Here is a 26471-nt window from a genome sequence, read left to right as displayed (position 1 = left end):
GGAGAATTTTTAAAGGTCTTTTTAGAAAGATTTTTCATTACCTTATGTAATTTGCCGATCTTTAAACAAAAAACCTCTGAAACGATTGTCAGAGGTTTTGTTTATTATTTTGCTTCCAGCCTGCGGATGCGCTCATCAAGATCAGGGTGTGTGGAGAACAGTGACGAATGCTTTTTGCCGTTAATTTTTAACGTCTGCACCGCCGTCTGGTCTTCTTCATTCACATGTCCTGTATAAGACTTCAGCGTACGCAGAGCGTGAATCATTTTATCCTTGCCGGCAAGGTCTGCACCGCCGCGGTCAGCGTGAAACTCTCTGTGCCGCGAGTAGGCAAAGACGACAAGACTGCCGAGAATGGAAAAGATAATCTGAAATACGATCATCGCGATAAAATGCACGACCGGTGCGAGGTCTTCTTTGACAAAGCGGCTTGCAACCCATGCCGCGATTCGGGAAAGGAATACGACGAACGTATTGACGATTCCCTGCAGCAGCGTCATCGTGACCATATCACCGTTTGTGATGTGTGCGACTTCATGGGCAAGAACCCCTTCCACCGCAGCATCATCCATCTGCTGCAATAAACCTGAAGAAACCGCGACAAGCGAACGGCGCTTAGAAGGTCCGGTCGCAAAAGCATTGACTTCCGGGGAATGATAAATGCCGACTTCAGGCATTTTCGTCATCCCTGCGGCACGGGACAATCTGTGCACACGGTCAACCAATTGCTGTTCTTCATAGCTGAGTGACTGTTTCTTCGGATTTAACACCCGGACGCCCATCATCGTTTTGGCCATCCATCTGGACATTCCGAGAGAAATAAAAGAACCGACAAAACCGACGACAAGACTGAACACGAGCAATGCCATCAGATCAATGCGGCCATTTTGTATATACGAGCCGACACCGGTAACGCTTGTAATAATCGTAAGCACAATTCCGATTGTCGTAATGACCAAAAGGTTCGTTAAAATAAACAGAAATATTCTTTTCGCCATAATTACCTCCGTCTTTTTTAAGATCAAAAGAACTTATTTAATTAAATTATAAATGATCTGTTTGAAAATGCAACAATTTCGACGTATGATGTTAATGTAATTCTCAGTGATATTAGAAAGTGAACACGTAATCAATCAGAGGTGAACCATGAACACGTTTAAACTGACCAGAACTGATATGGTCCGGCTTCTTTACGCGTTAAAAGGCCAAGGAGACGCAACTCCTCTCCAAATCTTATTGCAATCAGCGGATATGACATTGGATGAAGCGGAAAGCCGTCTGCATATCCCTGAATTTCTGACGAGATTCGAACGAAAAAAAGAGAAAAAGGAATACGGGCTTTCAACTAACGAGATTGTCGAGCTGGGAAATCTGTGCGAGCTGACGTCTTTAAAATCAACCGCCGTCCAAAACTGGGTGAAGCGCGATATTAAAGATTTAATCGGCCACCCCTTACTCGGCAAAAAATATACAATTGAACAAGCTGTCATCCTTCTCATTGTACGTGATTTAAAATCAATTTATGACTTCGAACATATACGCGGCATATTAAAAATCGCTTTTAACACGATCACAGACAGATCAGACGACGTCATCAGCCCGATCAGCTACTATGAAAGCTGCGCCCAAGTGATTGATTATCTTCATCATAAGGCAAACCCGCCGATGAAGGAAACGAGCCTGCAGGAGCTCGTTGAAGAGCAGACGGACAAGCTCAAAGGCTGCTTTAAAGAACTCGGAAGCCGACAATGGAACGATATCAGATCCATCATCGCGGTCACGGTGCTCTCCGTTTTGACTTTCCATATTCAAGCCTCAGCCTACAAAATGACCAGCCATTTATTATAATTCATAACGCTTCTTCGCCCCGGTGTCTGCGCCGGGGTTTTTTTGCTGTACAACAATTGCCAGCATAATCAATACCGTTCCGTTTGAAACTAAAATGCGTAAACACATCTTGCCAGAGAAAAGGAGATGAAAAAGATGGCGAGCAGAAATAAACTCTTAGTTCCAGGGGCTGAGCAGGCACTTGACCAATTTAAATACGAAGTGGCTCAAGAATTCGGCGTGAACCTTAGCTCTGATACAGCAGCACGCGCAAACGGCTCTGTAGGCGGGGAAATGACAAAACGTCTTGTACAGCAGGCTCAATCACAATTAAACGGGAAAAATCAATAATGCAGCTTATTCGCCGGGACTTCTCGGCGAATTTTGATATTTATCGGCATTCTCCTTTCCGTGCCGATAGCCGTTCGGATTCCTGCGGTCTGATGAATCTTCATGATGCCGATAGGAGTCCCAATGTTCATTGCGATCATGATTCCGCTGATTCCAGTAATGATTGTAATACTTTTGCTTAGGCTCTTTGTCATTTCCGTTTTCCTGAGGATTTTGTGTTGGGGGCTGCTCTGTTTCCCCATCTTGTTCCTTCTGTGTGTTTTCTTCTGATCCGGAAGCTGCATTTTTGTCGGTTTGCTGACTGCCGTCCTGACTGTCCGGCTTCGCTTCTTCCGTGCCGGGCGCTGTTTCATTGTTTTCCGGCTTCTCTGCTGCCTTTTCTTCATCAGGAGCTGTCTTTTCATCAGCCGCCGGCTTTTCTGTGTCCGGCTGCTTGCTTTGATCAGCGTCTGTTTCGGTATCTTTTTGATCTGTTTCATTGCTGTCGGTTTGCTTTTCAGACTGTTTTTCTTCTGTTTTCTTTTCGTTTCTTCTTATGTAGCTGCCTGTTGACATCCCTTCCTGTTTTGCTTTTTCTCTTGTTTCCATATCAGATTCAAGCGATTGTACCTGGTAGGTGCCCTTATATTTTTCAGTCATGTCAGCCAGCTGTTTTTAACGCCTTTTTTATATGTATTGTCATCTGTATTTTCATAAACCGTGGAAATTAAAATCTCTTTTGATTCCTTTACATATCCATGCTTGCTGCAATCGGTAATAATATTACTGATGACTTCCTTAAAATCGCTGCTTTTCCAATCTCCGATGTCACTGATGACCTGTTTGGCGTCATGGTTCAGCGGTGTCAGTTCAATGACTTCATATTTGCTGTTTAAAGCCATTTCAATGCTGGGATTAATGTCAAGCGTCATATACGCGTAAGCTTTGTTATCAGAAAAAACCGGGAGCAAAATTAAAATAAACAAAATAATAGCAGTCATCGTAAACACTCCCAATTTAAAAGGGCGCAGTTTCAGAAAATCAAAAAAGCTGGCCCTTCTTCCCATACGCGTTTCGCCTTCGAACGTAATTTCCTCTCCGATTTCACAAGTGCGGTGATCATTTTTTGTTTTTAAAAATTGTCCGTCAGGGGTTAGCAACGTGACGAATTTTTTATTTTTCTCTACTATGATCCCTCTTCTCATGAGTGCAACACCCCTTTAAGATAATCTTTTAAATAAATATAATCACCTGTAATAATAATACTCATGGCGATGATATATTTTCGGTTCCGTTCGATCGTTTTTCTGCTGACCGAGACAAGCTGCTCCAGCTGTTTGACAGGAAGCTGTTTTTTCTGGTGCAAAATGGACGCCAGCTCTTCATTTTCAACAAGCGTGTAGGCTACCTTAATCGCATTCTGCCTCGCATCTGTATGCTTCGGCGATTGTTCCAGCAGCTCTTTAAAAGACAGGCCGTATTCTTTCAGCTGCTTCTGAAAAAAAGAATTTCTTCCCGGCGCTGTTCCTGCTCTATCTGTTTGCGGTATTCATCAATGGAAAGCTCCGCTTCGATAAGGCTCTGCGAAGATTCCTGGTCGTCGCCTTCCTGCACATCCATATTGATATGCTGAGCGGTTCTTGCTTCTTTTCTGATATAGTCTATCACTTTTCTTTTTATAATCAGCTCTGCAAATGCAAGCAGCGAATTACCTTTTTCAGCCGAATACTTTTCAATGGCTTCGTTAAACGCGATCAGCCCGATGCTGAATTCGTCGTCTTTTTCATCTATATATCGTTTACAAACGGATGAAACCGTCTTCGCGATAAAAGGCTTATATTGCTGTATTAAATCGTTCTGCAGATCTTTGTCGCCTTTTTGTATTTTTTCAACAGATGTTTCAAGCGGTTGCTTCTTTTTTCCCAATTTAAACAAAAGGCTAAGCACTGGTTTCACCTCAGTTCCTCCCTATAACTACTCATAATCATAGCTAATTTAGTAGGGATTCGCAAAGGAAGAAAAAGAGAAATCGATTTCATTTGTCTCAATTATGACAAGCCAATAAGACGTACTATACATGATTTCGTGCCCCCATGCAGAATTAAGGGGGTTTTCTCTGTGTTTTTTGTAACAATGCTGTTATAAAATTGTTATCATATGTCTTAAATGTAAGCGTTTCAAACAAAAAAGGGAACCTGCTTTTTAAAAAGCCAGACTCCCTTTTTGATCATTTTACGCGTGTTCTCTTTTTTCCGATGCCGCGCCGGACTCTGTTTGTTTTGCTCCTGACATAAACCATCCGCAAACCGCAATGGCAGCCAGAACCGCCCAGAAAATGATTTTCCAGGCCGCCGAATGGATGACATCTGCCGGAATTATACCGAGTTCCTCATGGGCCAACGTATAAAGAGCGAGCTTCACGCCTACCCATCCGACAATCACAAATGCCGCCGTTTCAAGGCCCGGCCTGGTTTTCAGTAAGGATACGAACATTGATGCCGCAAAACGCATAATGATTAAACCGATTACGCCGCCGGCTAAAATAACGAGAAACTGACCGCCGTCCAAACCGCCGATGGCAGGAAGCCGTGTTCCCGGAAGCGTTACGGCAAGTGCGACCGCCGCTAAAATGGAGTCAACGGCAAAAGCGATGTCCGCGAGCTCCACTTTCAAGACAGTCTGCCAAAACCCGCTTTCTTTCTGCTTTTTCTGACCGGCGTTATCTTTAAATACATACCGCTTCAGCAAATGGCTGACCGCAATGTAAAACAGATATAAAGCGCCGACGGCCTGGACCTGCCAAACATTCACCAGAAAAGAAATGGCGAACAGCGATCCGAAACGCAAAATAAATGCGCCCGCCAATCCGTAAAATAAAGCCTTCTTCCTTTGTTTTTCTGGAAGATGCTTCACCATCACAGCCATCACCAGCGCGTTATCCGCCGCCAAAATCCCTTCCAGCCCGATTAAAACGAGAAGAACCCATCCATACTCCAATAATAATGCAAAGTCCAATCCATTCCCTCCGTTTCTTTTTTCTATCATCCGAGCTTATACCGGCGGTTTTTTTACGCAAAAAAGACCTTTGCCGATATAAGGCAAAGGTCTTGCTAGACATGAATGATTGGCATGCCAACAAAGCCGATGGATATGATCCATGAATTGACGACTTTGTTTCCGGAATATCCGGACGCTACTCCCCTTTGGGATTTCAAGAAATATTTGTTTATACGCTCATGATAAAGCCTGTTTCATCATTTGTCAACGCTTAACTTTTTTAACAAATTGAGAAATTTTTTCTGTTTTGATCCGCTGTTTTCTTCTCTTCCATAACATCCAAAGAACGAGAAGCAACACAATGAATATACCTAGCGGCAGCATATATTGATCGAGAATGGAACCGACGCTTTTCCAATTTTCCCCGAGTTTCATTCCGAGGTATACGTAAGCAAATGTAATCGGCAGCATCGCTGTATATGTATAGAGAGAGAACACCCAGATATTCATCTTTGCAATGCCGCACGGCAAAGAAATCAGCGTCCTGACCCCCGGTATAAAACGGCCGATGAACGCTACCAAACCTCCGTGTTTCTGAAAGAAATCATCTGATTTCTCCAGGGATTCGGGTTTTATCCATATATACTTTCCATATTTCAGCAAAAACGGCCGACCGCCCAGCCTGCCGATCCCATATAAGACAAGCGGACCTGAAACACCGCCGAGTGAACCGGCAAACACGGCTCCGGCAAGCGTCATATCCCCTTTTGAGACCCAATAGCCCGCAAGCGGAAGAACAATTTCCGCCGGGATGAATTCTATACTGAGCGCCAAAAAAATTCCGGCGTAAGATAAGCTTTTAAACGCTTCAATTATTGATATGATGAAATCTTCGATGATCTATCACTCCCGGCTTACGTCTATATTCTTAAACTTAAGAATGATTTTAACACAAAACCTTGAGGCTGAAATATCTTTTAGACATGCCCGTTATAAATCGGTATAGCAGGAGGGAATGACATGCGCAATACAACGTCCCGCCTGTCTCCTGATTGCTCGTCTGGCGGCGGTTATATCACTTAAGATCTCCGGAAAAGTTACCCTTCGCGGTAAGCGGCGGCTGACCGGGATTCAGTTCATATGGGCAGTGTGTTTTGCCGGGATCTTTGCCATCGCCGAATCTGTTTTTATGGGAGCGGGAAATTCTCTCAGTCACTACATGGAAATGCGTGGGCATTTCCCGGGGAATGATTCTGTATAGTCTTTTTGATCAACCATTGATGATTTTCGGGGACTTCAGCGCTTTAAAGAACTTACCGATTCACATGCGATTTCCTTTTCAGCCGGCCATTACCGCATGAGGAAGTGGAACAGCCGCTCCATGAAGCGCCGCATCACCCATAAGTTGCTACACATGGAACGGACCCGTTTATCCACAATAAAGACAAAAAGGAGTTTTTATTCATGCACACGATGTGGAAGGGTTCGATCAGTTTCGGCCTCGTCAATATCCCGGTCAAGCTCTTTGCGGCCACTGAAGATAAAGATATAAAATTCCGCAGTCTTCATAAAGAAGACCATGCGCCGATTAAATACGAAAAAATCTGCACCGGATGTGAAAAGAGTCTGGAGCCTGATGAAATCGTGAAAGGCTATGAGTATGTAAAAGGGAAATACGTCATTATGACAGACGAAGACTTGAAAGACGTAAAACAGGAACATGAAGAAAAAGCGGTTGAGATTGTTGACTTTGTCCAGCTGCAGGAAATCGATCCGATTTATTTTAACCGGTCATATTATGTCGGGCCGGGAGATAACGGCACAAAAGCCTATACACTTCTGCGGGAAGCGCTGAGGACGACGGGTAAAATCGGGATTGCCTCCATTACGATCCGCTCTAAACAGCAGCTTGCGATTCTTCGCGTGTATGACAACTGCATCGTGATGGAATCGATTCATTATCCGGATGAAGTCAGAAATGCCGGACATGTGCCGGGCGTTCCTGAGCAGACAGCCGTTAATGAAAAAGAGCTGCAGACGGCGATTACGTTAATTAATGAGCTGACAACCGAGTTTGACCCAGAACAATATGAAGACACATACCGGAAAGCCCTTCTCGCCAAAATTAACGATAAGCTCGAACATGAAGAAGCGGGCGTGACACCTGCTCCTGCCGGCCCGCGCGAAGATGTCATTGATCTTGTCAGCGCGCTTCAGGCAAGCATTGACCGGACGAAGCGGCCGAATCGCGAACAAGCTGCACCGGCACGGACAAAAGACACAGCGTCAGCAGGCGGCGGAGGCAAAAAGCAGAAGACGACCAGACAAAAAGCCGGAACGTCTTAATCATGGTGCTGACGATGCAGCCGATTTTGACCTCTGTACCGCCTGAAGGCAGCGAGTGGCGCTATGAGGTAAAGTATGACGGATTCCGCTGTCTTCTCCGCATAGACGAAAGCGGTGTTACATTAACCAGCAGAAACGGACAGACGCTGACGAATCAATTTCCGGAAATCACGGCTTTTGCGGCCCGGTGTTTTCAGCACATGAAAGACAGGTTCCCCATTACGCTTGACGGAGAGCTTGTCTATTTAATCAATCCGTACAGAGCGGACTTTGAGCATCTTCAAATCCGCGGACGTTTAAAACGGACGGAAGCAATTGAAAGCACCGCTGATAGACGGCCGTGCCGCTTTCTGGCATTTGATCTCCTCGTTCTGGAAGGCGCCGGCACCGTCTCATTACCGTATGTGAAACGGAAGCGCGCCCTTTCCAAGCTGCTTAAAGAAGCAAATCTTCCCGCCTGCCCTCATCACTTAGCGGAAGAAGCGATTCAATACATTCCGGAGCACACTGACTTTGATGCGCTTTGGGACAAGGTCGTCCGCCATGACGGAGAAGGTATCGTAGCCAAAAGGGCTTCCAGCGGCTGGTCGGAAAATAAACGGTCTCCCGACTGGCAGAAGTATAAACATATGAAAACGGCTCACGTGCTATTAACCGGATTCAATCCGAAGAACGGGTATGTGACGGCCTCTGTTTTAAAAGGCGGCACCGTCGTCCCGATCGCTTCCGTTTCCCACGGAATGCAGGCGGAAGAAAAAAACGCCGTCAGAACCATTATGGAGACCTACGGAAAAAACAAAAAAGCGGCGAGTATACACTTGAGCCTTCTATCTGCATGACCGTGCAGTATTTAACCATAATGCAGGACACGCTGCGTGAAGTATCTTTTGTTTCTTTTCAGTTTGAAATGGATTGGAAGGAATGCACGTATCAGCAGCTTATCCTCCGCTCTAAAACGCTGCCGCCGAAGCTGCAGTTCACAAGCCTGGATAAGATCGTTTTTAAAAAACGTGAAAAAACGAAAGCAGATTTCCTTAGTTATATGGTGAAAATGAGCGATTTTCTTATGCCCTTTCTTAAAGATCGGGCCGTCACGGTGATCCGTTATCCGCACGGCGCGCCTGGCGAATCTTTTTTTCAAAAAAACAAACCGGACTACACGCCGGACTTTGTCTCAAGCGTGTTTGACGGGAGCCACGAGCACATCGTATGCAGCAGCATACCGTCACTTCTATGGCTGGCTAATCAGCTGGCGCTTGAATTTCACGTTCCGTTTCAGAAAGTGCATTCTGAAAGGCCCGCAGAAATCGTCATTGATCTTGATCCTCCGTCAAGGAATGATTTTCCTATGGCAGTGGAGGCTGCGCATGTGCTGAAACAGCTGTTTGACTCATTCAGCATGACGTCATTCCCGAAGCTCTCCGGAAATAAAGGCATTCAGCTCTACATCCCGCTTTCACCGGAAGCATTCACCTATGAAGAAACCCGTGCGTTCACAATGCTCATCGCCGATTATTGCGTCAGGACGCGCCCGGATCTTTTTACGACAGAGCGGTTTATCAAAAACCGAAACGGCAGGCTCTACCTAGATTATTTGCAGCATGCCGAAGGGAAAACCATTATCGCCCCCTATTCGACCCGGGGCAACGAATTGGGAACGGTTGCGGCTCCCCTTTATTGGAGCGAAGTCAACTCCTCTTTAACACCTGATGATTATACGATCGATACAGTAGTGAACCGCGTCAGGACAGAGGGAGATCCGTTTTATGATTTTTACCGGAATCCGCAGGACGGCCCGCTTTCAATCGTGCTTGAGCAAATCAAGAGAAAGAGCTGACGCTTTTTGTCAGCTCTTTTCAGTCTGATACGTGCACATCAATTTTTCTTTGGAAATAAATAAATAGCAGGAGTAAGGAATGTTTTTGAGGGTGAGCTGTTTTGCAGTAAAGTATAAAATGGGAATATGGGCCGCTTTCTTAAACAGCCTGTAGCAGCCGCTGGACGGTTTTATCACATCAAAACCGAGTCTCGCCGCTCCTTTATGAAGCATTGTAATGCCGACGACTCCCTTAATCTCGTCTTTCCGTTTATGCTGGTTAATATAATCCGCTAAATGAGGCATGGATTGATATACCTTCTGATATAGCATAATCCCCCTTCTGACCGCGCTTTCAATAGGCTGCAGCTCTTTCAGGAGTTTGACATTATGAAGATGAATCTTAACTAACACGTTCGTTTTTTTTAATTCTGGTTCCGTCGCTCAGGATGACTTCTTTTCCTTTATATCTAGTCAAACGGACGCGGAATACATTCGATTGCCGTTTATCAATCAGCGTCAGCCGGGTAAAGAAGAAATAAAGCGGATCAAGTAAGTACCATATAGACAGCAGACAGCTTCTCACATGTTCACCTTCTTTATATTCAAAGCACCCTCATATTTTGGCATGGGGCATGTCACATTATGATTGGTAAATAATGATGCCGCCCTGTATCAGCTTATGCAAAAACGGCGTCAGGCTCTACTGTCCGGAACATAAAAAAACACTCTTCGTGAAGAAGAGTGTCTGTATCCGCTTTCTTTTAACGGAAAAGCAAATGCTGGCTGTGAATTCCCGCTTTTTTCAGTAAGGCTATCAGCTGTTCCTGTTCCTCAGGCATAAGTCCCGAAAACGCTCTCGCAATTCTCAATGAATGAATCGGATAAATTTTATCCAAGTACTCGTTTCCTTTATCAGTTAAATGGGCGTAAACAGACCGTTTGTCCTTCGGGTCTTGTTCTCTGACCAAAAACCCGTTTCTTTCAAGCTTGTCGATGACATAAGTGACATTCCCGCTGACAAGCAAAAGACGCGACCCGATTTGCTGAAGCTTTTGCGGTCCTCTCGTATAGAGCAGCTCCAAAACGGCAAATTCAGTCGGATTAAAACCGTGTTCTTTACTGTCGCGGATACTGTGTTCAGACACACTCTTGAAAGCCCTTGCAAAAACTTTGTACAAATTCATCGAACGCATCACTTCTTCTTCGTTAAATGATAATCTCATCATATCTACCCCGTATTTAAGATTTTTATAAAAAAATAATGTAAACCCTTACAATTCATAAGAGTCGTTCTTTGTTTTATATTCTATTCGTGCCGTTTTTCAGAATTCCTTCTTTTTTATATAAAAAAATACCCTTATACATCATTTAATTTGTATAAGGGTTCCGTTCTTTATAGGGAATGTTCCGAAAAAAATACGCGTATTCCTTTCTCAGCTCCGTAATTGTCATGGAATTGAGTATTTCTTTCGTATAGACTCCGATCTGCAGAAGCTTTTTGGAATAATGGTTTCTCTCTTTATCCAATGCATTTTTGAAGCAAACGACTCATGACGGCCTCCTTTGTTTTCCGTTATTCTATGATCAGAATAACGCTTTTATATCAAAGACGTATAAAGCCATTGTAAAACTTCTGTAGATTATGATGTTTTTCGGTAAAGACCGTTCTGGACGGCTCTGAGCAGCGGAAAAGCATGTTCCCCGGCAAGCTGCATGAACGCCTCCAGCATTTCATCGCGTTTCATATCTAATTCAATGATTTCTTTTGCCAGCGAAACCGCTTTTTCTTTCTCCATTCCTATCCTTCCTCCTCATTGTGTCTGTATAATAAGCATAAAACGGGGCACAGGACCATGCATTAACCTTGTCAATTTTTCTGCCGCTTTTTTTCTAAAATTTTCTATTCCGCGTCAGAAAACCTGACAAGCGTCAGGTTTTTTCTCTTTTTTTCTTATATAATATGAGTAAAAGACATCCAGGGGTGGAAAAATGACGACAGACGAACAATCTTACAAAGATAAAAAAGTAATCTCGATCGGCATTGTAAGCGAATTAACCGGATTGTCAGTCAGACAGATCAGATACTATGAAGAACGGAAATTAATCTACCCGCAGCGATCATCACGGGGAACGAGAAAGTATTCCTTCGCGGACGTTGAGCGGCTGATGGATATTGCCAACAAGCGGGAAGACGGCGTGCAGACGGCTGAGATTTTAAAAGACATGCGAAAAAAGAACAGGCTCTCAAAAACGACCCGCAGCTCCGCAAAAAAATGCTGGAAGGACAGCTTAATGCTCATTTTAAGTATAAAAACCGCTGATCAAAAAAGTCCGCCTCCTGTGAGACGGACTTTTTTTATAAAGCATGAAGAAATGCAGTTGCAATGCCGAAATAAATTAATAAGGACAAAATATCGTTCAGCGTCGTAATCAGCGGGCCTGACGCAATCGCCGGGTCAATGTTCAGTTTATGAAGAATAATAGGGACGATCGTTCCGGCCATCGTACCGATAATCAACGTTGCAAGCAGCGATGAACCGACGACAAAACCGAGCGTTAAGTCTTTCTGCCAGACGGTTGCGACAATCGTTATCGCGATCGCACAGACGATGCCGATGTAGATACCGGTTCTTAATTCACGGAAAATCAGTTTAAAAATGGTTTTTTATTCATTTCTTCTTTAGCCAGTCCTCTGATGACGACGGCGAGTGACTGTGTGCCTGTATTACCCGTCGTTCCCGCGATCATCGGCATGAAAAACGCGAGGGCGACTACTTTTTGCAATGTATCTTCAAAATAATTCAGAATGCTTCCGGAAATCAATCCGATAAACAAAAGCAGAATGAGCCACGGCAAACGTCGGTACGCCGCCACGTATGCTTTCGTATCAAATGTAATCGCCTTACCGGAGGCTGCGAACTTTTCGTAATCTTCATCGGCTTCTTTAATCACGACGTCAATAATATCATCGACAGTGACAATACCGACAAGCACATTATTTTCTTCCACGATGGGAATGGCTAAAAAGTCATACCGCTGGATCAGCCGGGCGACTTCTTCCTGGTCTTGGAGCACCCCGGCCGAGATGACACGCGTAAACATGAGATCCTGCACTTTATCGTCAGGCTCGCCGAGAATTAAATCTCTGTAAGAGAGCACTCCGACAAGCTGCTTGCTGTCATTAATCACGTACAAGTAGTTAATTGATTCTGCGATTTCCGCAAAGCTTTTCAGCTTCACGACCGCATCTTTTACTGTATAATGCTGCGGAATCCAGACGAAGCGGTTCGTCATCATCCGGCCCGCCGATTCTTGCGGATAGTTCATCAAAAGCTGTACGGCCTTTGATTCCTCAGCCTCCATACTGGATAAAAGCTGTTCTTTCAGTTCTTCATCCATCTCTTCCAGCAATGCGGCGAGATCGTCGTTATCCATTTTATTCATTGCGAGAGTGGCTTTCGTTTTACCGACTTTATGCAAAACGGCAAGCTGAAATTCCCGCTCCAGCTCTCCGATCATGTCGGTGATGTCATCAACCGTCATATATGACAGATAGCGGGCCCGGTGCTTTTCCGGCATTTCTTTAAATAAAAATGCCATGTCATAGGGCTGAAGCTCATCTATCATGTTTCGGAATTCTTTTATCTTTCCGTCCCGCAATAAAATGATAATGCGTAATATGAGTTCGTCATAGGTCATGTTTTGGACCATCGGGACTCGTACCTCCTTTACGGAGACGCGCCGTCCGTCAAGGGAAGTGCGGCGGTTTGTCTCCTCATCATGTCGTCACTGGTTATCTGGCTGTATATGGGTACTTCTTCTGACATACTCGAATGGGGAGAATCCATACTCCGCACCTCCTTATCATGCTCAGTCGTGTACGTTTTGAGGCATAAAAAAACCTTCCGATATGAAGGCGAAAACAAGCACGGCAAATAAACGTGCGGGGCCTCCAATCGTAGAGCTTTAGCACTGTATGGCATAGGACAGCCATCCAGCTGCGTTAAGAATCACCTTATGTCGATGATTCCTGTTGACCCATTGGCGTCTTTGGACATTTTTGGGCAGCAGCGTATCTCCATACAGGAGCCTCACCTAACGAAGTTCTTATTTGAATTGACACACTGAGATTACAGAAAAAAAGGAATGTGTCAACCTTAAATTTGTGATTTCAGCACATGCCTATAAAATAAACGGAATAAAGGCATAAAACCCTTATTCCGGCAAATCGCTTTCATCCTCTTCTGAAAGGAAATGATAGGATTCATGCAGCATGAGCGCGTATTCCCCTTCTTTCGTCGGGTGCGGTACATACTCAGCCTCGTTGATATACTGCTCTTCCCTTTTCTTCATATGACAGACCTCCTTTTCAATTTTAGATTGTCCAAAAGAAGCTCCGTTATCATAGGAAAGAAAAATCACTTGCGGGGCGGGACATGCAGCTATATTTTTCGGATCGTGAAAAAGTTCCTAAGCAGCCACGGGCCCGGTTTGAAACCGAGCGTTAATTGCCACGCGCCGATCGCCTGCAGTCCGAACTCCCGAACGAGAACCATTTTTTCACTCATGCTCCGTACATCCTCAAACCACACTTCATGCGTTCTTCCATTTTCATCAGTATACCGGAAGTAAGGGGAACGCTCCTGCTGGGAATAACGGATCATTGATTGATGCTTCATCGCCGTTTCCATGGCGCGCTGATTGGAGATGGCGGATCCGATCGTTCCCGGTCGGTACGGAATCACCCAATCATACCCGTACAGCGGAACACCGAGAATCACTTTTCTTCTCGGCACCCTGCTGATGGCAAAATTGATCGTTTGCCTGACCTCTGTTAAAGGCGCCACGGGTCCCGGCTCACTGCCGGCGTGGTGCCAGTCGTACGCCATAATGAACATATAATCGACGACGGCTCCGATTCCGCCGTAATCATATCCCCTCAGCCACGGCACTGCATCACTTGTTTTCGCCGGAACCGATATCGTTAACGCGAGCTGATGCTCTGAAAGCCGGGTTTTTAACTGCCGGAGAAATCCTGTGAAGAGATCCCTGTCAGCTTCTCTGACCCGTTCAAAATCGATATTTACACCGCCGTATCCCTTTCTTACGGTTAAGGAGACGATATTGTTGACGAGATTCGTTCTTGCCGCCGGATTTTGCAGCACTTGATGGGCTAATTCCGGACTGAATCCCCCTTCTGTCAGATTCGTAATGACGGCAAGCGGGCGCACTCTGTTCTGCCATGTGGTTTCTATTGCGGTTCTGTCGTTTAAATCGTTCATGATATCTCCGTTCGGGCCGAAATGATATTCAAACAAAGAAATCGCCGATGAATAGGGTGCAAAATCATTAATGAGCTCTCTATCCGCTTCAGGCGTCCGAATGACATAAAATTGCAGGGTTCCCGCAAGATAGTTAGAGATATCAGGGATCTTCACTTTCATACCCGTCCGCAGCCGGTTCGGCGGAATATCCGGGTTTGCCTGCATCAGCTGCATCTGCGGCACATAAGCCTTACCTGCGATAACGGCATACGTATCATTCGGCTGAACCGTATATTCATTAAGGGGGATTAAAAGCGCCTGCCCCGGCACGATATTCGTTTCCTCAAGCCCGTTGACGCTTCTGATGCTGTCAACAGGATATCCGTACTTTCTGCTGATGGAAAATAACGAGTCGCCAGACTGCACTGTATGAACAAACATAGATGTCCTCCGTTTCCTTTTGATCAAAAGGGCTCTTCTTATCTTTATGAATGACTCTCCGGTCCGATTCCAAACTCTGTTCGGAGAAAGGCTGTTTACAAATCAGACATGATCAACTATGATGATGTCATCATAAAAAACTGTATAGGAAACGCACTAGGGGTGCTGTTATCGGCTGAGATAAAACATGCGGCAGGCGTGTTTTGATCCCTTATAACCCGATCTGGATAATACCAGCGTGGGGAAGTGCAGATTGACCGGAGCGCAGGGTTTTTCCCCATGCGTTTTCGTTCTGCTGCTGCATATTCCCTCGGATATGCAGTTTTTTATTTTTCATTAAAAAACGGGGGAGGACACCGCAATATGAAACTTACGATCAATCGTCTTTCGTAAAATCAACTCTTTCATACAAACAACTATCCGATAAGAAAGCAGGAGATCACAATGAAAAATTGGAAAATGAGAGAAATTGTCGTCATGTCCGTCATCAGTGTTGTATTTGCTGTCATTTATTTAGTATCAACTCATGCAAGCAATATAGCGGCAGGATTTTTCGGCCGGATGAGTTATGAACCGATTTACGGTATCTGGTTTATCGTCTCGGTGATTGCCGCGTACATTATTCAAAAACCGGGAGCGGCTCTCGTTTCTGAAATCATCGCCGCGTTTGTGGAGTGCTTACTCGGAAATCCGTCAGGACCGATGGTGATTCTGATCGGGATCGCACAGGGAATCGGTGCGGAAGCGGTCTTTTTAGCGACACGCTGGCGGGTGTATACCCTGCCCGTGCTTCTTTTAGCCGGTATGGGGTCTTCTGTGACAAGCTTCATTTATGACTTGTTCGTTTCCGGATACTCTGTTTTGAATCCGGGTTTATTAGCCGTCATGCTTCTCATCCGTCTGGTCTCAGGTGCGCTTCTTGCCGGCCTTCTCGGCAAAGCAATCAGTGATGCGCTGGCTTACACAGGAGTGCTGAACGGCATGGCGCTCGGAAAACAATTCAAGAAGAAAAAGAAACAGGTGAACCAAGATGCAGGCATCTGAACCCCTTCTATCGGCCAGCTGTCTTACCTTTTCTTATGATCAGGATGAAAAGCCGATTTTTCAAAACGTGTCCTTTCAGCTCCGCAAAGGAGAGCGGGCTTTATTGCTCGGGCCGAGCGGATGCGGCAAAAGCTCGCTCGCTCTCTGTTTAAACGGTCTGTACCCGGAAGCATGCGATGGGGTTCAATCGGGAACCGTTTCTTTATACGGAACACCTCTTTCACATCTGACAGAACCCGCCGCCAGATCCATCGGCGTCGTGTTTCAAGATCCGGACCAGCAGTTTTGCATGCTGACGGTTGAAGATGAAATCGCCTTCGGTCTGGAAAATTTGCAATATACAAAAGAAGATATGGACGCGATTATCGATGACGTTTTAGAAAAATTAGAGATCACTCATCTGAAAACGCGAACGATCGCTTCTCTGTCAGGCGGTTCAAAACAAAAAGTGGCGCTTGCCTGTATCATTGCGATGGAACCGAAACTCATTATTTTGGACGAACCGACGGCACAGCTTGATCCATATTCCGCATGTGAATTAGTGCGGCTGATCAAAGATCTTCAAGCAAAAAAAGGCTTCGGCCTTCTCGTTATCGAACATCAGCTTGATCACTGGGCGCCGTGGATGGAAAGGACAATTGTGCTTGACGAAACGGGTCAGAAGGTGATGGACGGAGAGACGGATGTTATCTTTGAAACAAAGATTGAAGAGCTGGTGCAGCTCGGCATTCCGATTCCGCGTGTGATCTCATTGCAGGAGCACGTCAGCATTCCTTTTACCTTGCGTAAAGAAAATCTGTTTCACGAACCTGTACCATCTCTGCCCGAACCCAGGCCCGTTGCGCTTTCGGCTGAAGACGCGCTGAGCGTTCACGGGCTGTCATTCTCAAGAGGAGCAGACGTCATTTTTCAGGATGTGAGCTTTTCCGTAAAAAAGGTTCAATCACCGCGATTGCCGGCCCTAACGGAACTGGAAAATCCACGCTCCTTTCTGCCGCGGCCAAGCTCATCCGTCCGCTGGGCGGAGACATCAAAATAGACGGCAGACCGATTGATTCCTATTCTGAAAAAGAGCTGCGGCGGCAGATGGGATATGTTTTCCAAAATCCTGAACACCAGTTTGTCACAGATTCCGTCATTCAAGAGCTGATGTTCGGTTTTGAAAGCAACAGAGCCGCAAAGGAGAAAGCTCTTCAGCTGTTAACCCGATTCGGCCTGAGACGCCATGCCTCACAGCATCCGTTTTCTTTAAGCCAAGGACAAAAACGCCGGCTCAGCGTCGCGACGATGCTTATGCACAATGTGAACGTTTTGATGCTTGATGAACCGACTTTCGGACAGGATGCCAAAACGGCGCGGGAGTGTATGCAAATGCTCCGTGAGATTCAAAAGGAAGGAACGGCTGTTTTGATGGTGACACACGATATGGAACTCGTCTCGGATTATGCCGACACGATCCTTGTGCTCTGCGGCACGAAACTGGTATTCCGGGGAACTCCCGACGCTTTGTTTTCTGATAACACCGGGATCGCCGAGCAGGCGCATTTGGCTTTGCCGCTGCGGTATGAATGGATGAAACACGACAGGAGGCGGAGAAATGAACTTGCGGCTGGAGGCTGTTAACCCGTCAATAAAGGCGGCGGCTGTATTGTTATGCGTCATTATGCTGTCGTTTATTTATAATCCGTACACCCCTGCTTTGTTTTATATCATCATAGCGGGAGGCGTCCTCTCGGCGGGGCGTGTGCCGCTGAAAAAATGGCTGCTGTTCACGATTCCGTTTGTCATTCTGGCCTTCGGTTCTTTATGGACAGCCGCCGTATTCGGAAACGTCCCGACAACCGGAAGCAATCTGCTGTTTAAGCTCGGGCCGATTGCCGTCAACAGTGATAATGCGGCGCTCGGGATTTCTATCGCGTTTCGTATTTTATGTTTTTCTGCTTTGTCGATGATGTTTCTTTTTACAACCGATCCGATTCTGTTCATGCTCAGTCTGATTCAGCAGTGTAAGCTGCCGCCCAAGCTTGCATACGGCGTTATCGCGGGATTCCGGTTTCTCCCTCTTCTGAAAGATGAAATCCTGATCATCCGGCAGGCGCACAGAATCAGGGGTGCGGCGTCTGATTCCGGGCTGAAAGGAAAGCTCTCCGCCTTCAGGCGCTTCACCATTCCGCTATTGGCAGGCGCAATCAGAAAGGCGGAACGCACGGCGATCGCGATGGAATCTAAAGGCTTTACGGGGAGCCGAAACCGCACGTTTTACAGAACTGTTACTGTGCGCCGCGCCGACTGGTGCTTTTTCCTGCTCGTGCTTCTGTTATTCGGGGCAAGCTGGCTCATTTCATTGTTGTTTATATAAAAACAGGCCGCCGGAGTGATTCGGCAGCCTGTTTTGTTATGTATGTTATTGATGATAATTGAGAGCCTGAGCGAGATTGGACTTAACCGTAATATCTGAGAAATTAATGCCGAGCTGTACGGCGGTTTGAGCGATTTCCGGCCTGATTCCGGATAAAGTGGACGTGACGCCGATCAATTTCAGCGCCTCAATTAATTTAAAAATCTGATGCGCCACCATCGTATCGACAACCACTACACCCGACAGGTCAATTAACAGATGTTCAATCAGCCGTTTTGCACATGTGCTCAGCGTATTTTCAAGAATGAATTTGGCGCGCTCCGTGTCAATATCGCCGACAAGCGGCAGCAGCGCCGTCCGTTTGCTCAGCGTGATAACCGGCGAGCTCAACTCCAAAATCATTTCTCTTTGCGCATTCAGCTGCATTTTTGAGTTATGCTCAGCATGATCGACAAACGTGTAAATCGTAAAATCAAATACTTGCGTAATTAAATTCTCCCATTTCTTCCTTTCTCCCTGAGCAAACGAAGATTCATGTTTATCGGCAAACGCATCATAATAACTGATGTATAGTCTCCGATTTCTCATGAATTCACGGACCACATACTGGATGGGAGTATCCAGATGCTTCTGGTCTTTCGCAAGCTCAATCACCCACCGCTCGAACTCTTCTAAAAATTCTTTTTCCGGCATGATATACATTTTATTAATATGCCGGTAAAATTCTTTATCCTGCTCCGTCAGTTCTTCTGTGATGACGGGATTTGTCAAAGAATAAATCGAATTTGGATCCGAATCTTCCATCGTTTCGATCCACTCTTTCGCAATTTGATCCACTTGTTCTGAAAAATAGCTGTATAATGCTTCACTTATCTTCATATCTCTTCTCCTTTCCCATTTCCAATTATAGCGTCAGCGGGTCATGAATGAAAATGAAAGCTGTTAAACTATCCATTTATTTGAAATTTTTTAGTACGATAGATTACGCCTTTTTTATGAAAATGCTTCAAATGACTCTTTCCGGCCGGCATGCTCTGCCATAAAATAGTAGCAACACCCTTGTATCCACTCGCAAGCATAAAAAAGGAGGGCTTTTTTATGAATGGTGAAATGCATTTGATTCCTTATGTCACGGATGAACAGATCATGGATGTGAACGAGCTTCCTGAGGGGATTAAAGTGATTAAGGCGCCAGAGTTGTGGGCAAAAGGGTTTAAAGGCAAGGATATTAAAATCGCGGTGCTTGACACAGGCTGCGACATCAATCATCCTGATTTGAAAGACCGGATTGTCGGCGGGAAAAACTTCACCGATGATGACGGAGGCAAAGAAGACGTGATTTCCGATTACAACGGACACGGGACACACGTTTCCGGAACAATTGCCGCCAATGATTCAAACGGCGGAATTTCGGGTGTCGCGCCGGAAGCAAGCCTTTTAATCGTTAAAGTTCTCGGCGGTCAAAACGGCAGCGGCAAATACGAATGGATCATTAACGGCATCAACTACGCCGTTGAACAAAAGGCGGACATTATTTCCATGTCACTCGGCGGGCCGAACGATGTGCCTGAATTGAAAGAAGCCGTCACAAATGCGGTAAACAGCGGTGTTCTGGTCGTTTGCGCGGCAGGAAACGAAGGCGACGGAGACGAGCGTACAGAGGAACTGTCGTATCCGGCCGCTTACAACGAAGTGATCGCAGTCGGATCAGTCTCAATCGCCCGTAAATCGTCTGAATTTTCAAACGCTAATAAAGAGATTGACCTGGTGGCTCCGGGAGAAAATATTCTCTCCACCCTTCCCAACCATAAATACGGGAAGCTGACGGGCACTTCAATGGCCGCCCCGCATGTGAGCGGTGCGCTTGCCTTAATAAAAGGGCTTGAACAGGACGCGTTTCAGCGGACGCTTTCTGAGGCTGAAGTCTACGCCCAGCTCGTGCGGCGGACCCTTCCTTTGGACATCGCCAAAACATTGGCCGGGAACGGATTTCTGTATTTAGACGCGCCTGATGTGCTGATGGAAAGAGCCGAACAGGCGCAGCTGCTGTCTTTCTGATATTTTTCTCGTATAATGATTGATCAGTTTGTCACATCACCAATTTTTAAATTGTGAGATTTTCTATTGACAGTGATCTGAATAAGCTGATAAGATAACCAACAAATGATGTAACTTTTCAAAAAAATTGAAATACTTTCTCTTATCGAGAGTTGGGCGAGGGATTGGCCTTTTGACCCCAACAGCAACCGACCGTAATTCCATTGTGAAATGGGGCGCGTGATTTTTGCGCCGAGACAATTGTCTCATAAGGCACGGTGCTAATTCCATCAGACGTGATCTGAGAGATAAGAGAGGCTTGCATTTTGAAGTTAAAGCCTCTTTCTCTCATGAGAAAGAGGCTTTTTTGTTACATCTCACTTAAAGGAGGAGACTTAATGACAACAATCAAAACTTCGAACCTCGGTTTTCCGAGAATCGGCTTGAACAGAGAATGGAAAAAAGCACTTGAGGCTTATTGGAAAGGAAACACTGATAAAGAAACGTTTCTTAAAGAGCTTGACGGCTTATTCTTATCAGCTGTCAAAACCCAGCTTGACCAACATATCGATATCGTGCCGGTCTCTGATTTCACTCATTATGACCATGTGCTTGATACCGCCGTCAGCTTTAACTGGATTCCGGAGAGATTCCGCAGCATCACGGATCCCGTTGATACATATTTCGCGATTGCCCGCGGTGTAAAAGACGCCGTTTCCAGTGAAATGACGAAATGGTTCAATACCAACTACCATTACATCGTTCCTGAATATGACGAAAGCATTGAATTCCGTCTGACGAGAAATAAACAGCTTGATGACTACCGCCGGATCAAAGAAGAATTCGGAGCGGAAACGAAACCTGTCATCGTCGGTCCGTATACATTCGTCACGCTTGCGAAAGGATACGAAGAATCAGAAGCGAAAGCGATTCAAAAACGCCTTGTTCCTCTTTATGTGCAGCTTCTGAAAGAACTTGAAGCAGAAGGCGTCAAATGGGTTCAGATTGATGAGCCGGCCCTTGTGACAGCTTCTTCTGAAGACGTCCGCGCCGCCAAAGACCTCTATGAAGCGATCACAAAAGAGCTTTCAGGACTGAATGTCCTCCTGCAGACATACTTCGATTCGGTTGATGCATATGAAGAACTCGTTTCTTATCCTGTACAGGGAATCGGACTTGATTTCGTGCATGATAAAGGCAGAAACCTTGAGCAATTGAAAAAGCACGGCTTCCCGAAAGATAAAGTGCTGGCAGCCGGTGTGGTCGACGGCCGGAACATTTGGAAAATCGATGTTGAAGAACGCCTTGATGCAGCTTTGGATATCCTCAGCCACGCTGATGTTGAGGAGTTATGGATTCAGCCTTCAAGCAGCCTTCTGCACGTGCCGGTGGCGAAACACCCTGACGAGCATCTTGAAAAGGATTTGCTGAACGGCCTGTCATACGCTAAAGAAAAACTGGCGGAACTCGGTGTCTTAAAAGAAGGGCTTCTGTCCGGCAAAGCGGCCGTCAGTGAGCAGATCGAAGAATCAAAAGCGGCACTTAAGGCTTTAAAAGCATTCGCAACAGGAGCGAACTCAGCTCAAAAAGAAGAGCTGAATCAGCTGACGGAAAAAGACTTCTCCCGTCCGGCAAGCTTTGAAGAACGATTGGCGCTGCAGAATGAATCACTCGGTCTTCCTCTTCTGCCGACGACGACAATCGGAAGCTTCCCTCAATCTGCCGAGGTGCGGAGCGCACGGCAAAAATGGCGGAAAAAAGATTGGACGGATGAACAGTACCAAGCCTTTATTAATGCGGAAACGAAGCGCTGGGTTGACATTCAGGAAGAAATCGGCTTAGACGTGCTCGTTCACGGAGAATTTGAGCGGACGGATATGGTCGAATACTTCGGTGAAAAACTGGCCGGGTTCGCCTTTACGAAATATGCATGGGTGCAGTCTTACGGTTCACGCTGCGTACGTCCGCCTGTCATTTTCGGAGATGTCGAATTTATCGAACCGATGACGGTAAAAGATACGGTCTACGCCCAATCGCTGACGGAAAAACACATGAAAGGCATGCTGACGGGACCTGTCACCATCTTAAACTGGTCATTCCCGCGTGTGGATATTTCAAGAAAAGAAATCGCCTTCCAGATCGGGCTTGCCCTCAGAAAAGAAGTAAAAGCGCTTGAAGATGCCGGTATTCAGATTATCCAAGTGGATGAACCCGCTCTCCGCGAAGGACTGCCGTTAAAAACGCAGGATTGGGATGAATATTTAACTTGGGCCGCAGAAGCATTCCGGTTAACGACATCTTCTGTGCAAAATGAGACGCAGATTCATACGCATATGTGTTACAGCAACTTTGAAGATATCGTAGATACGATCAATGATCTTGACGCGGATGTCATTACAATCGAACACAGCAGAAGCCACGGAGGATTTTTAGAGTACCTGAAAGAACATCCTTACGTGAAAGGCCTCGGACTCGGTGTATACGACATTCACAGCCCGCGTGTGCCGGCAACTGAAGAAATCTATCAAATTATTGATGACGCGCTTGAAGTGTGTCCGACTGACCGCTTCTGGGTAAACCCGGACTGCGGACTGAAAACAAGACAGCAGGAAGAAACCGTTGCGGCATTAAAAATATGGTCGACGCCGCGAAACAGGCACGAAAAAACAAGCTCAGCTTGTATAATGAAAACAGCCATCCGTAATTTGCGGATGGCTGTTTTTCTGGGCGTGCTACTTATTCTGCAGCGCTTCTGCAAGTTCATACAATGAATCATACTGCTTCATTTGATAGCCCCGCCCTTCTTTTTGCAAATACCCTTTTTGGCAGAATTGCGTCAGCACATGCAAGAGATGACGGTAAGATACACCCAAATAATCACAGACCGTTACGTGCTTCTCTTTATAAACCCCTTTATAAGCGGTCTGCAAAATAAAATCAGCAAGCCGGTTTTCAAGCGGGAACGCCAGACTTTGTGAATATTTCGAAGCCATAAGCGTTGCCTTAGCACTTAAAAACTTAGCCAGCTCACGCAGGAATTTCGCATCCTGCAGCAATTGCGCGCGGCAGCGGTAAATAGGCAGAGCAAAACAAACAGTCTTCGCTGAGGCTTGAATTCCTTTTGTGTAATACCCTTCATGTAATAGTTCCATCTCTCCGATGTAATCATTTTTGTTGATAAAATTAATTAAAGAGACTTTCCCGTTTTGGTGGGTTACATATATTTTCGCTTTTCCTTCAATCATGTAAAACAGGAAGTCAGGTCTCCTGCCCTCTTGAATAATCCATTCGTCCCGCTCATATTCGCGCACTTCCATAAACTCTTCAGCGGGGAAAGAGAATAAATGCGCGATTGAGTGTTTTTCTAACTGATGCCGCTTTTTCTCGCCTTTATAAATTTCCATCGTCCACCCCAAAAATATGAGATATCTCATATTGTCTTTATGTCCTTACATGATAACATGCCAATTAAAGGAGGAACGGGAATGAAAGCATATCGCTGGATGAGTCTGCATTTTTTTAGTTTTTTATGACATGGGGTGTTTTTCTGCCCTATTGGACGGGATGGATGGTGCATATAAAAGGGGTTTCCGTATCCGAAGCCAGTTTCATTATGAGTCTGGGCCTGGCGGCAAGAGGGATTTCCACATTATTTTTCTTCCCTTATTTATCAGGAAAATTCAGCAGCAAAGCCTTATTAAACGGCGCCAGAATCGGGACGCTTCTCGCACTTTTATGTTATATTCCCGCTGATTCTTTTCAAAGCCTGCTTCTTGTCACATTAGTGCTGCATGTGTTTTACCCGGCTTTAATGCCTGCTTTAGACAGCGCTTGCGGCGTCCTTGTACAGCATAACGAATTAAAGGCTTATGGGACTAGCCGACAGTGGGGGTCTGCGGGTTTTGTTTCAGCCGGCGTCATCCTGTCCGTCTTTACAGGTATATTCGGAGATCAAGCGATTTTATGGGCACTGCTATTGGGCGCCCTGATATTCGCATGCCTCAGCTTTATGCATGCGCCAGCTGTTCTTTCAAAACGGCCGGAAACAGACCGCGCAAGAAAAGAGGGTATGTTTGCCTTATTCCGCATCAAATATTTCGGTCTGGTGCTCGCAATCGTTATCTTACTGCAGGCGGCACATGCATCTTACTACAATTACGGTTATCTCTTTTTGCAGGAAATCGATGCGCCCGCATATGCCATCGGAATCATCATCAACATCGCCGTTATCGCGGAGATTATCTTCTTTGCAATCGCTGACCGATACTTTCATCAATTTACGGCAGGCTCTTTGCTCGCCCTGGCGGCGCTTGGTGCTACCGTACGCTGGATACTCGTATTTGCCTTTCCGCATGTCATCATTTTCTGTATTGCGCAGACGCTGCATGCCTGTTCATTCGCGATGGGACACTATGCATTTATGAAATACTTAATTAAAAATATTTCACCCGCGCAAATCCCGAAAGCCCAAGGCATATATTCAGCGCTTGCTCTCAGCTGGAGCACTGCGGTATTTACTATTTTCGGAGGTTTTTTATATGAAATTGAACCCCGGTATGCCTTTATCGGAATGATTGTTTGTACGATACCATCCATGCTTCTCGCCCTTTTATACAGAAAACTTGAAATGAAAAAGAGCGTTTTTGCAGGAAACGCACAAGATATATAGCCATCGCTTTATAGACGATCACATGTCCCGCTGTCATTTTGACCGATTTGCGAATGCTGTGCGATGTATTTTCTCTATATTTAAAGTATTTCCTTCATATATGATGAAAGTAATGAAGGGAATTCGTTCAGAAACTTGGACAGAATCAGTGAATATAATGATACAGTACTGCTTACGCTCATTTGGGGGAACTTTGTTCGTAATAAAATGATTTTCAGCCAACTCATAAGGAGGGACATTGTGTCACAGCCTAATTTGCCCAATATCACCCCTGTCGTTACACTTTCCAGAGACGATACCATTAACCTTCTTCTTTCGTCAATTGCTATGGAAGAGCTGGGAATGGCACATATTCTGAATGCGGAAGGGGAAAAAATCCAATACGCGCTCGGGACGATTCCCGGATTAACAGGACCCCCGTCAAGTCTTGCGGATATTCTTAATCTGAATGAGAGCGTCCGGGATACGCTTGACAGCTTAATGAAACAGGAGCTTCTTCTCGGTTCAAAATGGGACAGTATCTCAAATATCCCTACACTGGCGGGGCCGACGGGAGCAATCGGCACGGCCGGAGCGACGGGGCCAACCGGACCGATCGGGCCGATGGGGGTCACCGGTGCGGGTCTTCAAGGGATTGTTGCTTTTAATCCGCTGACCGCCCCTACTTACACGACCGGACAGGTTGTCTTGTATAACGGCAGCTCTTACGTCGCAAACGTAAACAGCCCGTCGGGAACCCCTGAAACCTCAGCTGACTATACACTTTTAGCTGCGGCGGGAAGCACCGGCGCTACTGGCTCCACAGGACCTACCGGAGTTACCGGGGTTACTGGCGGTACTGGATCAACTGGAATTACTGGCGTTACAGGACCGACCGGTGTTACCGGGGCTACCGGCATTACAGGGCCTCCGGGAAGCACCGGAACAAGTCTGACAGCCACTTCCGGCTATGCGAGCAATACGGGCGGCGGTGTTGTCGCAGTTATTAACGGCGGCACGGCCATTTCCTTACCGAATGAACAAAACCTCTCAGCGGATATTACCGCTAATGCCGCAAATACTGTATTCACCGTTGCTCCGGCAGGACGGTACTATATTTCCTACCATATTAATTTAACGGCCGGCCTGCTAGTAAGTTCGCGCATCTTAATCAACGGCACTCCGGCTGCAAGTTCGATTATTGCCCCGGTCGCGTCTTTGGCAAACTTCAATAACTCCTTTATTGTGACTTTGACAGCAGGCAGCACCATTCAGCTCCAGCTGTTCGGATTATTGGGTGCGGCCACATTGCTTGGAGGAAGTGCCGGCGCAGCTTTAAACATTATTCGATTATCTTAA

The 26471-nt window shown here is 45.9% G+C and carries 17 protein-coding genes, 9 pseudogenes and 3 riboswitches; of the genes and pseudogenes, 12 read left to right on the top strand and 14 right to left on the bottom strand.

What is annotated here, in order from left to right:
- Positions 1-104: 104 nt before the first annotated feature.
- Complete coding sequence (htpX, locus tag D368_RS13300) at positions 105-998, bottom strand: protease HtpX (RefSeq protein ID WP_007407207.1); 894 nt, start codon at positions 996-998, stop codon at positions 105-107.
- A 148-nt stretch (positions 999-1146) separates the two neighbouring features.
- Between htpX and D368_RS13295 the strand changes: the two genes are divergently transcribed.
- Positions 1147-1848, top strand: coding sequence for a DUF1836 domain-containing protein (locus D368_RS13295; protein ID WP_101562947.1), 702 nt, complete (start codon positions 1147-1149; stop codon positions 1846-1848).
- Positions 1849-1983: 135 nt separating this feature from the next.
- Positions 1984-2178 carry an alpha/beta-type small acid-soluble spore protein gene (locus D368_RS13290; RefSeq protein WP_003154717.1) on the top strand — a complete coding sequence of 65 codons (195 nt, stop codon included), beginning with the start codon at positions 1984-1986 and terminating at the stop codon, positions 2176-2178.
- Between the two features lie 6 nt (positions 2179-2184).
- Here the strand turns inward: D368_RS13290 and D368_RS13285 are convergent.
- From D368_RS13285 to D368_RS13270, 4 genes and pseudogenes are all read right to left on the bottom strand, one after another.
- Positions 2185-3362 (bottom strand): annotated as a pseudogene (locus tag D368_RS13285) (anti-sigma factor domain-containing protein).
- Positions 3359-4113 (bottom strand): annotated as a pseudogene (sigI, locus tag D368_RS13280) (RNA polymerase sigma factor SigI). The pseudogenes D368_RS13285 and sigI overlap by 4 nt, the downstream one beginning before the upstream one ends.
- Positions 4114-4389: 276 nt before the next feature.
- Positions 4390-5172 carry a TerC family protein gene (locus tag D368_RS13275; protein WP_025851720.1) on the bottom strand — a complete coding sequence of 261 codons (783 nt, stop codon included), beginning with the start codon at positions 5170-5172 and terminating at the stop codon, positions 4390-4392.
- Between the two features lie 246 nt (positions 5173-5418).
- The gene (locus D368_RS13270; protein ID WP_377803172.1) at positions 5419-6054 is read right to left on the bottom strand and encodes a DedA family protein; all 636 of its coding nucleotides are present in this window, start codon (positions 6052-6054) and stop codon (positions 5419-5421) included.
- 564 nt (positions 6055-6618) lie between these two features.
- On the opposite strand from D368_RS13270, the gene ku reads away from it, so the two are divergent.
- Positions 6619-7500 (top strand): non-homologous end joining protein Ku, encoded by an 882-nt coding sequence (gene ku / locus D368_RS13265; protein WP_003154722.1) that lies wholly within the window; start codon positions 6619-6621, stop codon positions 7498-7500.
- A 2-nt stretch (positions 7501-7502) separates the two neighbouring features.
- A pseudogene (locus tag D368_RS13260) lies at positions 7503-9337 on the top strand (DNA ligase D).
- A 9-nt stretch (positions 9338-9346) separates the two neighbouring features.
- Here the strand turns inward: D368_RS13260 and D368_RS13255 are convergent.
- The 4 genes and pseudogenes from D368_RS13255 to D368_RS13240 all read right to left on the bottom strand — a co-directional run bounded on the left by D368_RS13255 (position 9347) and on the right by D368_RS13240 (position 11115).
- A pseudogene (locus D368_RS13255) lies at positions 9347-9902 on the bottom strand (YkoP family protein).
- Between the two features lie 178 nt (positions 9903-10080).
- Positions 10081-10545: a MarR family winged helix-turn-helix transcriptional regulator gene (locus tag D368_RS13250; protein WP_007610911.1), complete on the bottom strand. Its 465-nt coding sequence runs from the start codon at positions 10543-10545 to the stop codon at positions 10081-10083.
- A gap of 142 nt (positions 10546-10687) precedes the next feature.
- Positions 10688-10846, bottom strand: coding sequence for a Fur-regulated basic protein FbpA (fbpA, locus tag D368_RS13245; protein WP_128574872.1), 159 nt, complete (start codon positions 10844-10846; stop codon positions 10688-10690).
- 113 nt (positions 10847-10959) lie between these two features.
- The gene (locus tag D368_RS13240; protein WP_003154733.1) at positions 10960-11115 is read right to left on the bottom strand and encodes a hypothetical protein; all 156 of its coding nucleotides are present in this window, start codon (positions 11113-11115) and stop codon (positions 10960-10962) included.
- 193 nt (positions 11116-11308) lie between these two features.
- Between D368_RS13240 and D368_RS13235 the strand changes: the two are divergent.
- Positions 11309-11640, top strand: a pseudogene (locus D368_RS13235) (MerR family transcriptional regulator).
- A 35-nt stretch (positions 11641-11675) separates the two neighbouring features.
- Here the strand turns inward: D368_RS13235 and mgtE are convergent.
- From mgtE to D368_RS13215, 3 genes and pseudogenes are all read right to left on the bottom strand, one after another.
- Positions 11676-13030 (bottom strand): annotated as a pseudogene (gene mgtE, locus D368_RS13230) (magnesium transporter).
- Positions 13031-13263: 233 nt separating this feature from the next.
- A riboswitch (M-box (ykoK) riboswitch) is annotated at positions 13264-13429 on the bottom strand.
- Positions 13430-13534: 105 nt separating this feature from the next.
- On the bottom strand, positions 13535-13672 hold the full coding sequence (locus D368_RS13220) for a transcriptional regulator SplA domain-containing protein (RefSeq protein WP_003154740.1): 138 nt from the start codon (positions 13670-13672) through the stop codon (positions 13535-13537).
- 89 nt (positions 13673-13761) lie between these two features.
- Positions 13762-15024 (bottom strand): glycoside hydrolase family 18 protein, encoded by a 1263-nt coding sequence (locus D368_RS13215; protein ID WP_003154742.1) that lies wholly within the window; start codon positions 15022-15024, stop codon positions 13762-13764.
- 148 nt (positions 15025-15172) lie between these two features.
- Positions 15173-15286: riboswitch (TPP riboswitch) on the top strand.
- 182 nt (positions 15287-15468) lie between these two features.
- Here D368_RS13215 and D368_RS13210 point away from each other — a divergent pair.
- The 3 genes and pseudogenes from D368_RS13210 (at position 15469) to D368_RS13200 (ending at position 18427) form a co-directional block, all read left to right on the top strand.
- Positions 15469-16068, top strand: coding sequence for an ECF transporter S component (locus D368_RS13210; RefSeq protein ID WP_128574871.1), 600 nt, complete (start codon positions 15469-15471; stop codon positions 16066-16068).
- Positions 16055-17691: pseudogene (locus D368_RS13205) on the top strand (ABC transporter ATP-binding protein). Before D368_RS13210 ends, D368_RS13205 begins: the two are co-directional and overlap by 14 nt.
- Positions 17666-18427: an energy-coupling factor transporter transmembrane component T family protein gene (locus D368_RS13200; RefSeq protein ID WP_101562941.1), complete on the top strand. Its 762-nt coding sequence runs from the start codon at positions 17666-17668 to the stop codon at positions 18425-18427. Before D368_RS13205 ends, D368_RS13200 begins: the two are co-directional and overlap by 26 nt.
- Before the next feature lie 45 nt (positions 18428-18472).
- On the opposite strand, the gene D368_RS13195 is transcribed toward D368_RS13200, so the two are convergent.
- Positions 18473-19306, bottom strand: a complete 834-nt coding sequence (locus D368_RS13195; RefSeq protein WP_094032380.1) for an STAS domain-containing protein — start codon at positions 19304-19306, stop codon at positions 18473-18475.
- A gap of 219 nt (positions 19307-19525) precedes the next feature.
- Between D368_RS13195 and D368_RS13190 the strand changes: the two genes are divergently transcribed.
- Together D368_RS13190 and metE are read left to right on the top strand one after the other, a co-directional pair.
- A complete protein-coding gene (locus D368_RS13190; RefSeq protein ID WP_071391935.1) occupies positions 19526-20485 on the top strand; it encodes a S8 family peptidase in 960 nt (319 codons plus the stop codon).
- A gap of 139 nt (positions 20486-20624) precedes the next feature.
- Positions 20625-20779, top strand: a riboswitch (SAM riboswitch).
- Between the two features lie 83 nt (positions 20780-20862).
- Positions 20863-23168 (top strand): annotated as a pseudogene (metE, locus tag D368_RS13185) (5-methyltetrahydropteroyltriglutamate--homocysteine S-methyltransferase).
- 28 nt (positions 23169-23196) lie between these two features.
- On the opposite strand, the gene yeiL reads toward metE, so the two are convergent.
- Positions 23197-23868 (bottom strand): transcriptional regulator YeiL, encoded by a 672-nt coding sequence (gene yeiL / locus D368_RS13180; protein ID WP_128574870.1) that lies wholly within the window; start codon positions 23866-23868, stop codon positions 23197-23199.
- An 81-nt stretch (positions 23869-23949) separates the two neighbouring features.
- On the opposite strand from yeiL, the pseudogene D368_RS13175 reads away from it, so the two are divergent.
- Both D368_RS13175 and D368_RS13170 read left to right on the top strand, forming a co-directional pair.
- Positions 23950-25133: pseudogene (locus D368_RS13175) on the top strand (MFS transporter).
- 240 nt (positions 25134-25373) lie between these two features.
- A complete protein-coding gene (locus D368_RS13170; RefSeq protein WP_128574869.1) occupies positions 25374-26471 on the top strand; it encodes a BclA C-terminal domain-containing protein in 1098 nt (365 codons plus the stop codon).

The organism is Paenibacillus lentimorbus NRRL B-30488 (assembly GCF_000411595.1).
Taxonomy (GTDB): domain Bacteria; phylum Bacillota; class Bacilli; order Bacillales; family Bacillaceae; genus Bacillus; species Bacillus velezensis.
Note: the sequence above shows the minus strand (reverse complement) of the source record. Positions and strands in the feature narration are given on the sequence as shown.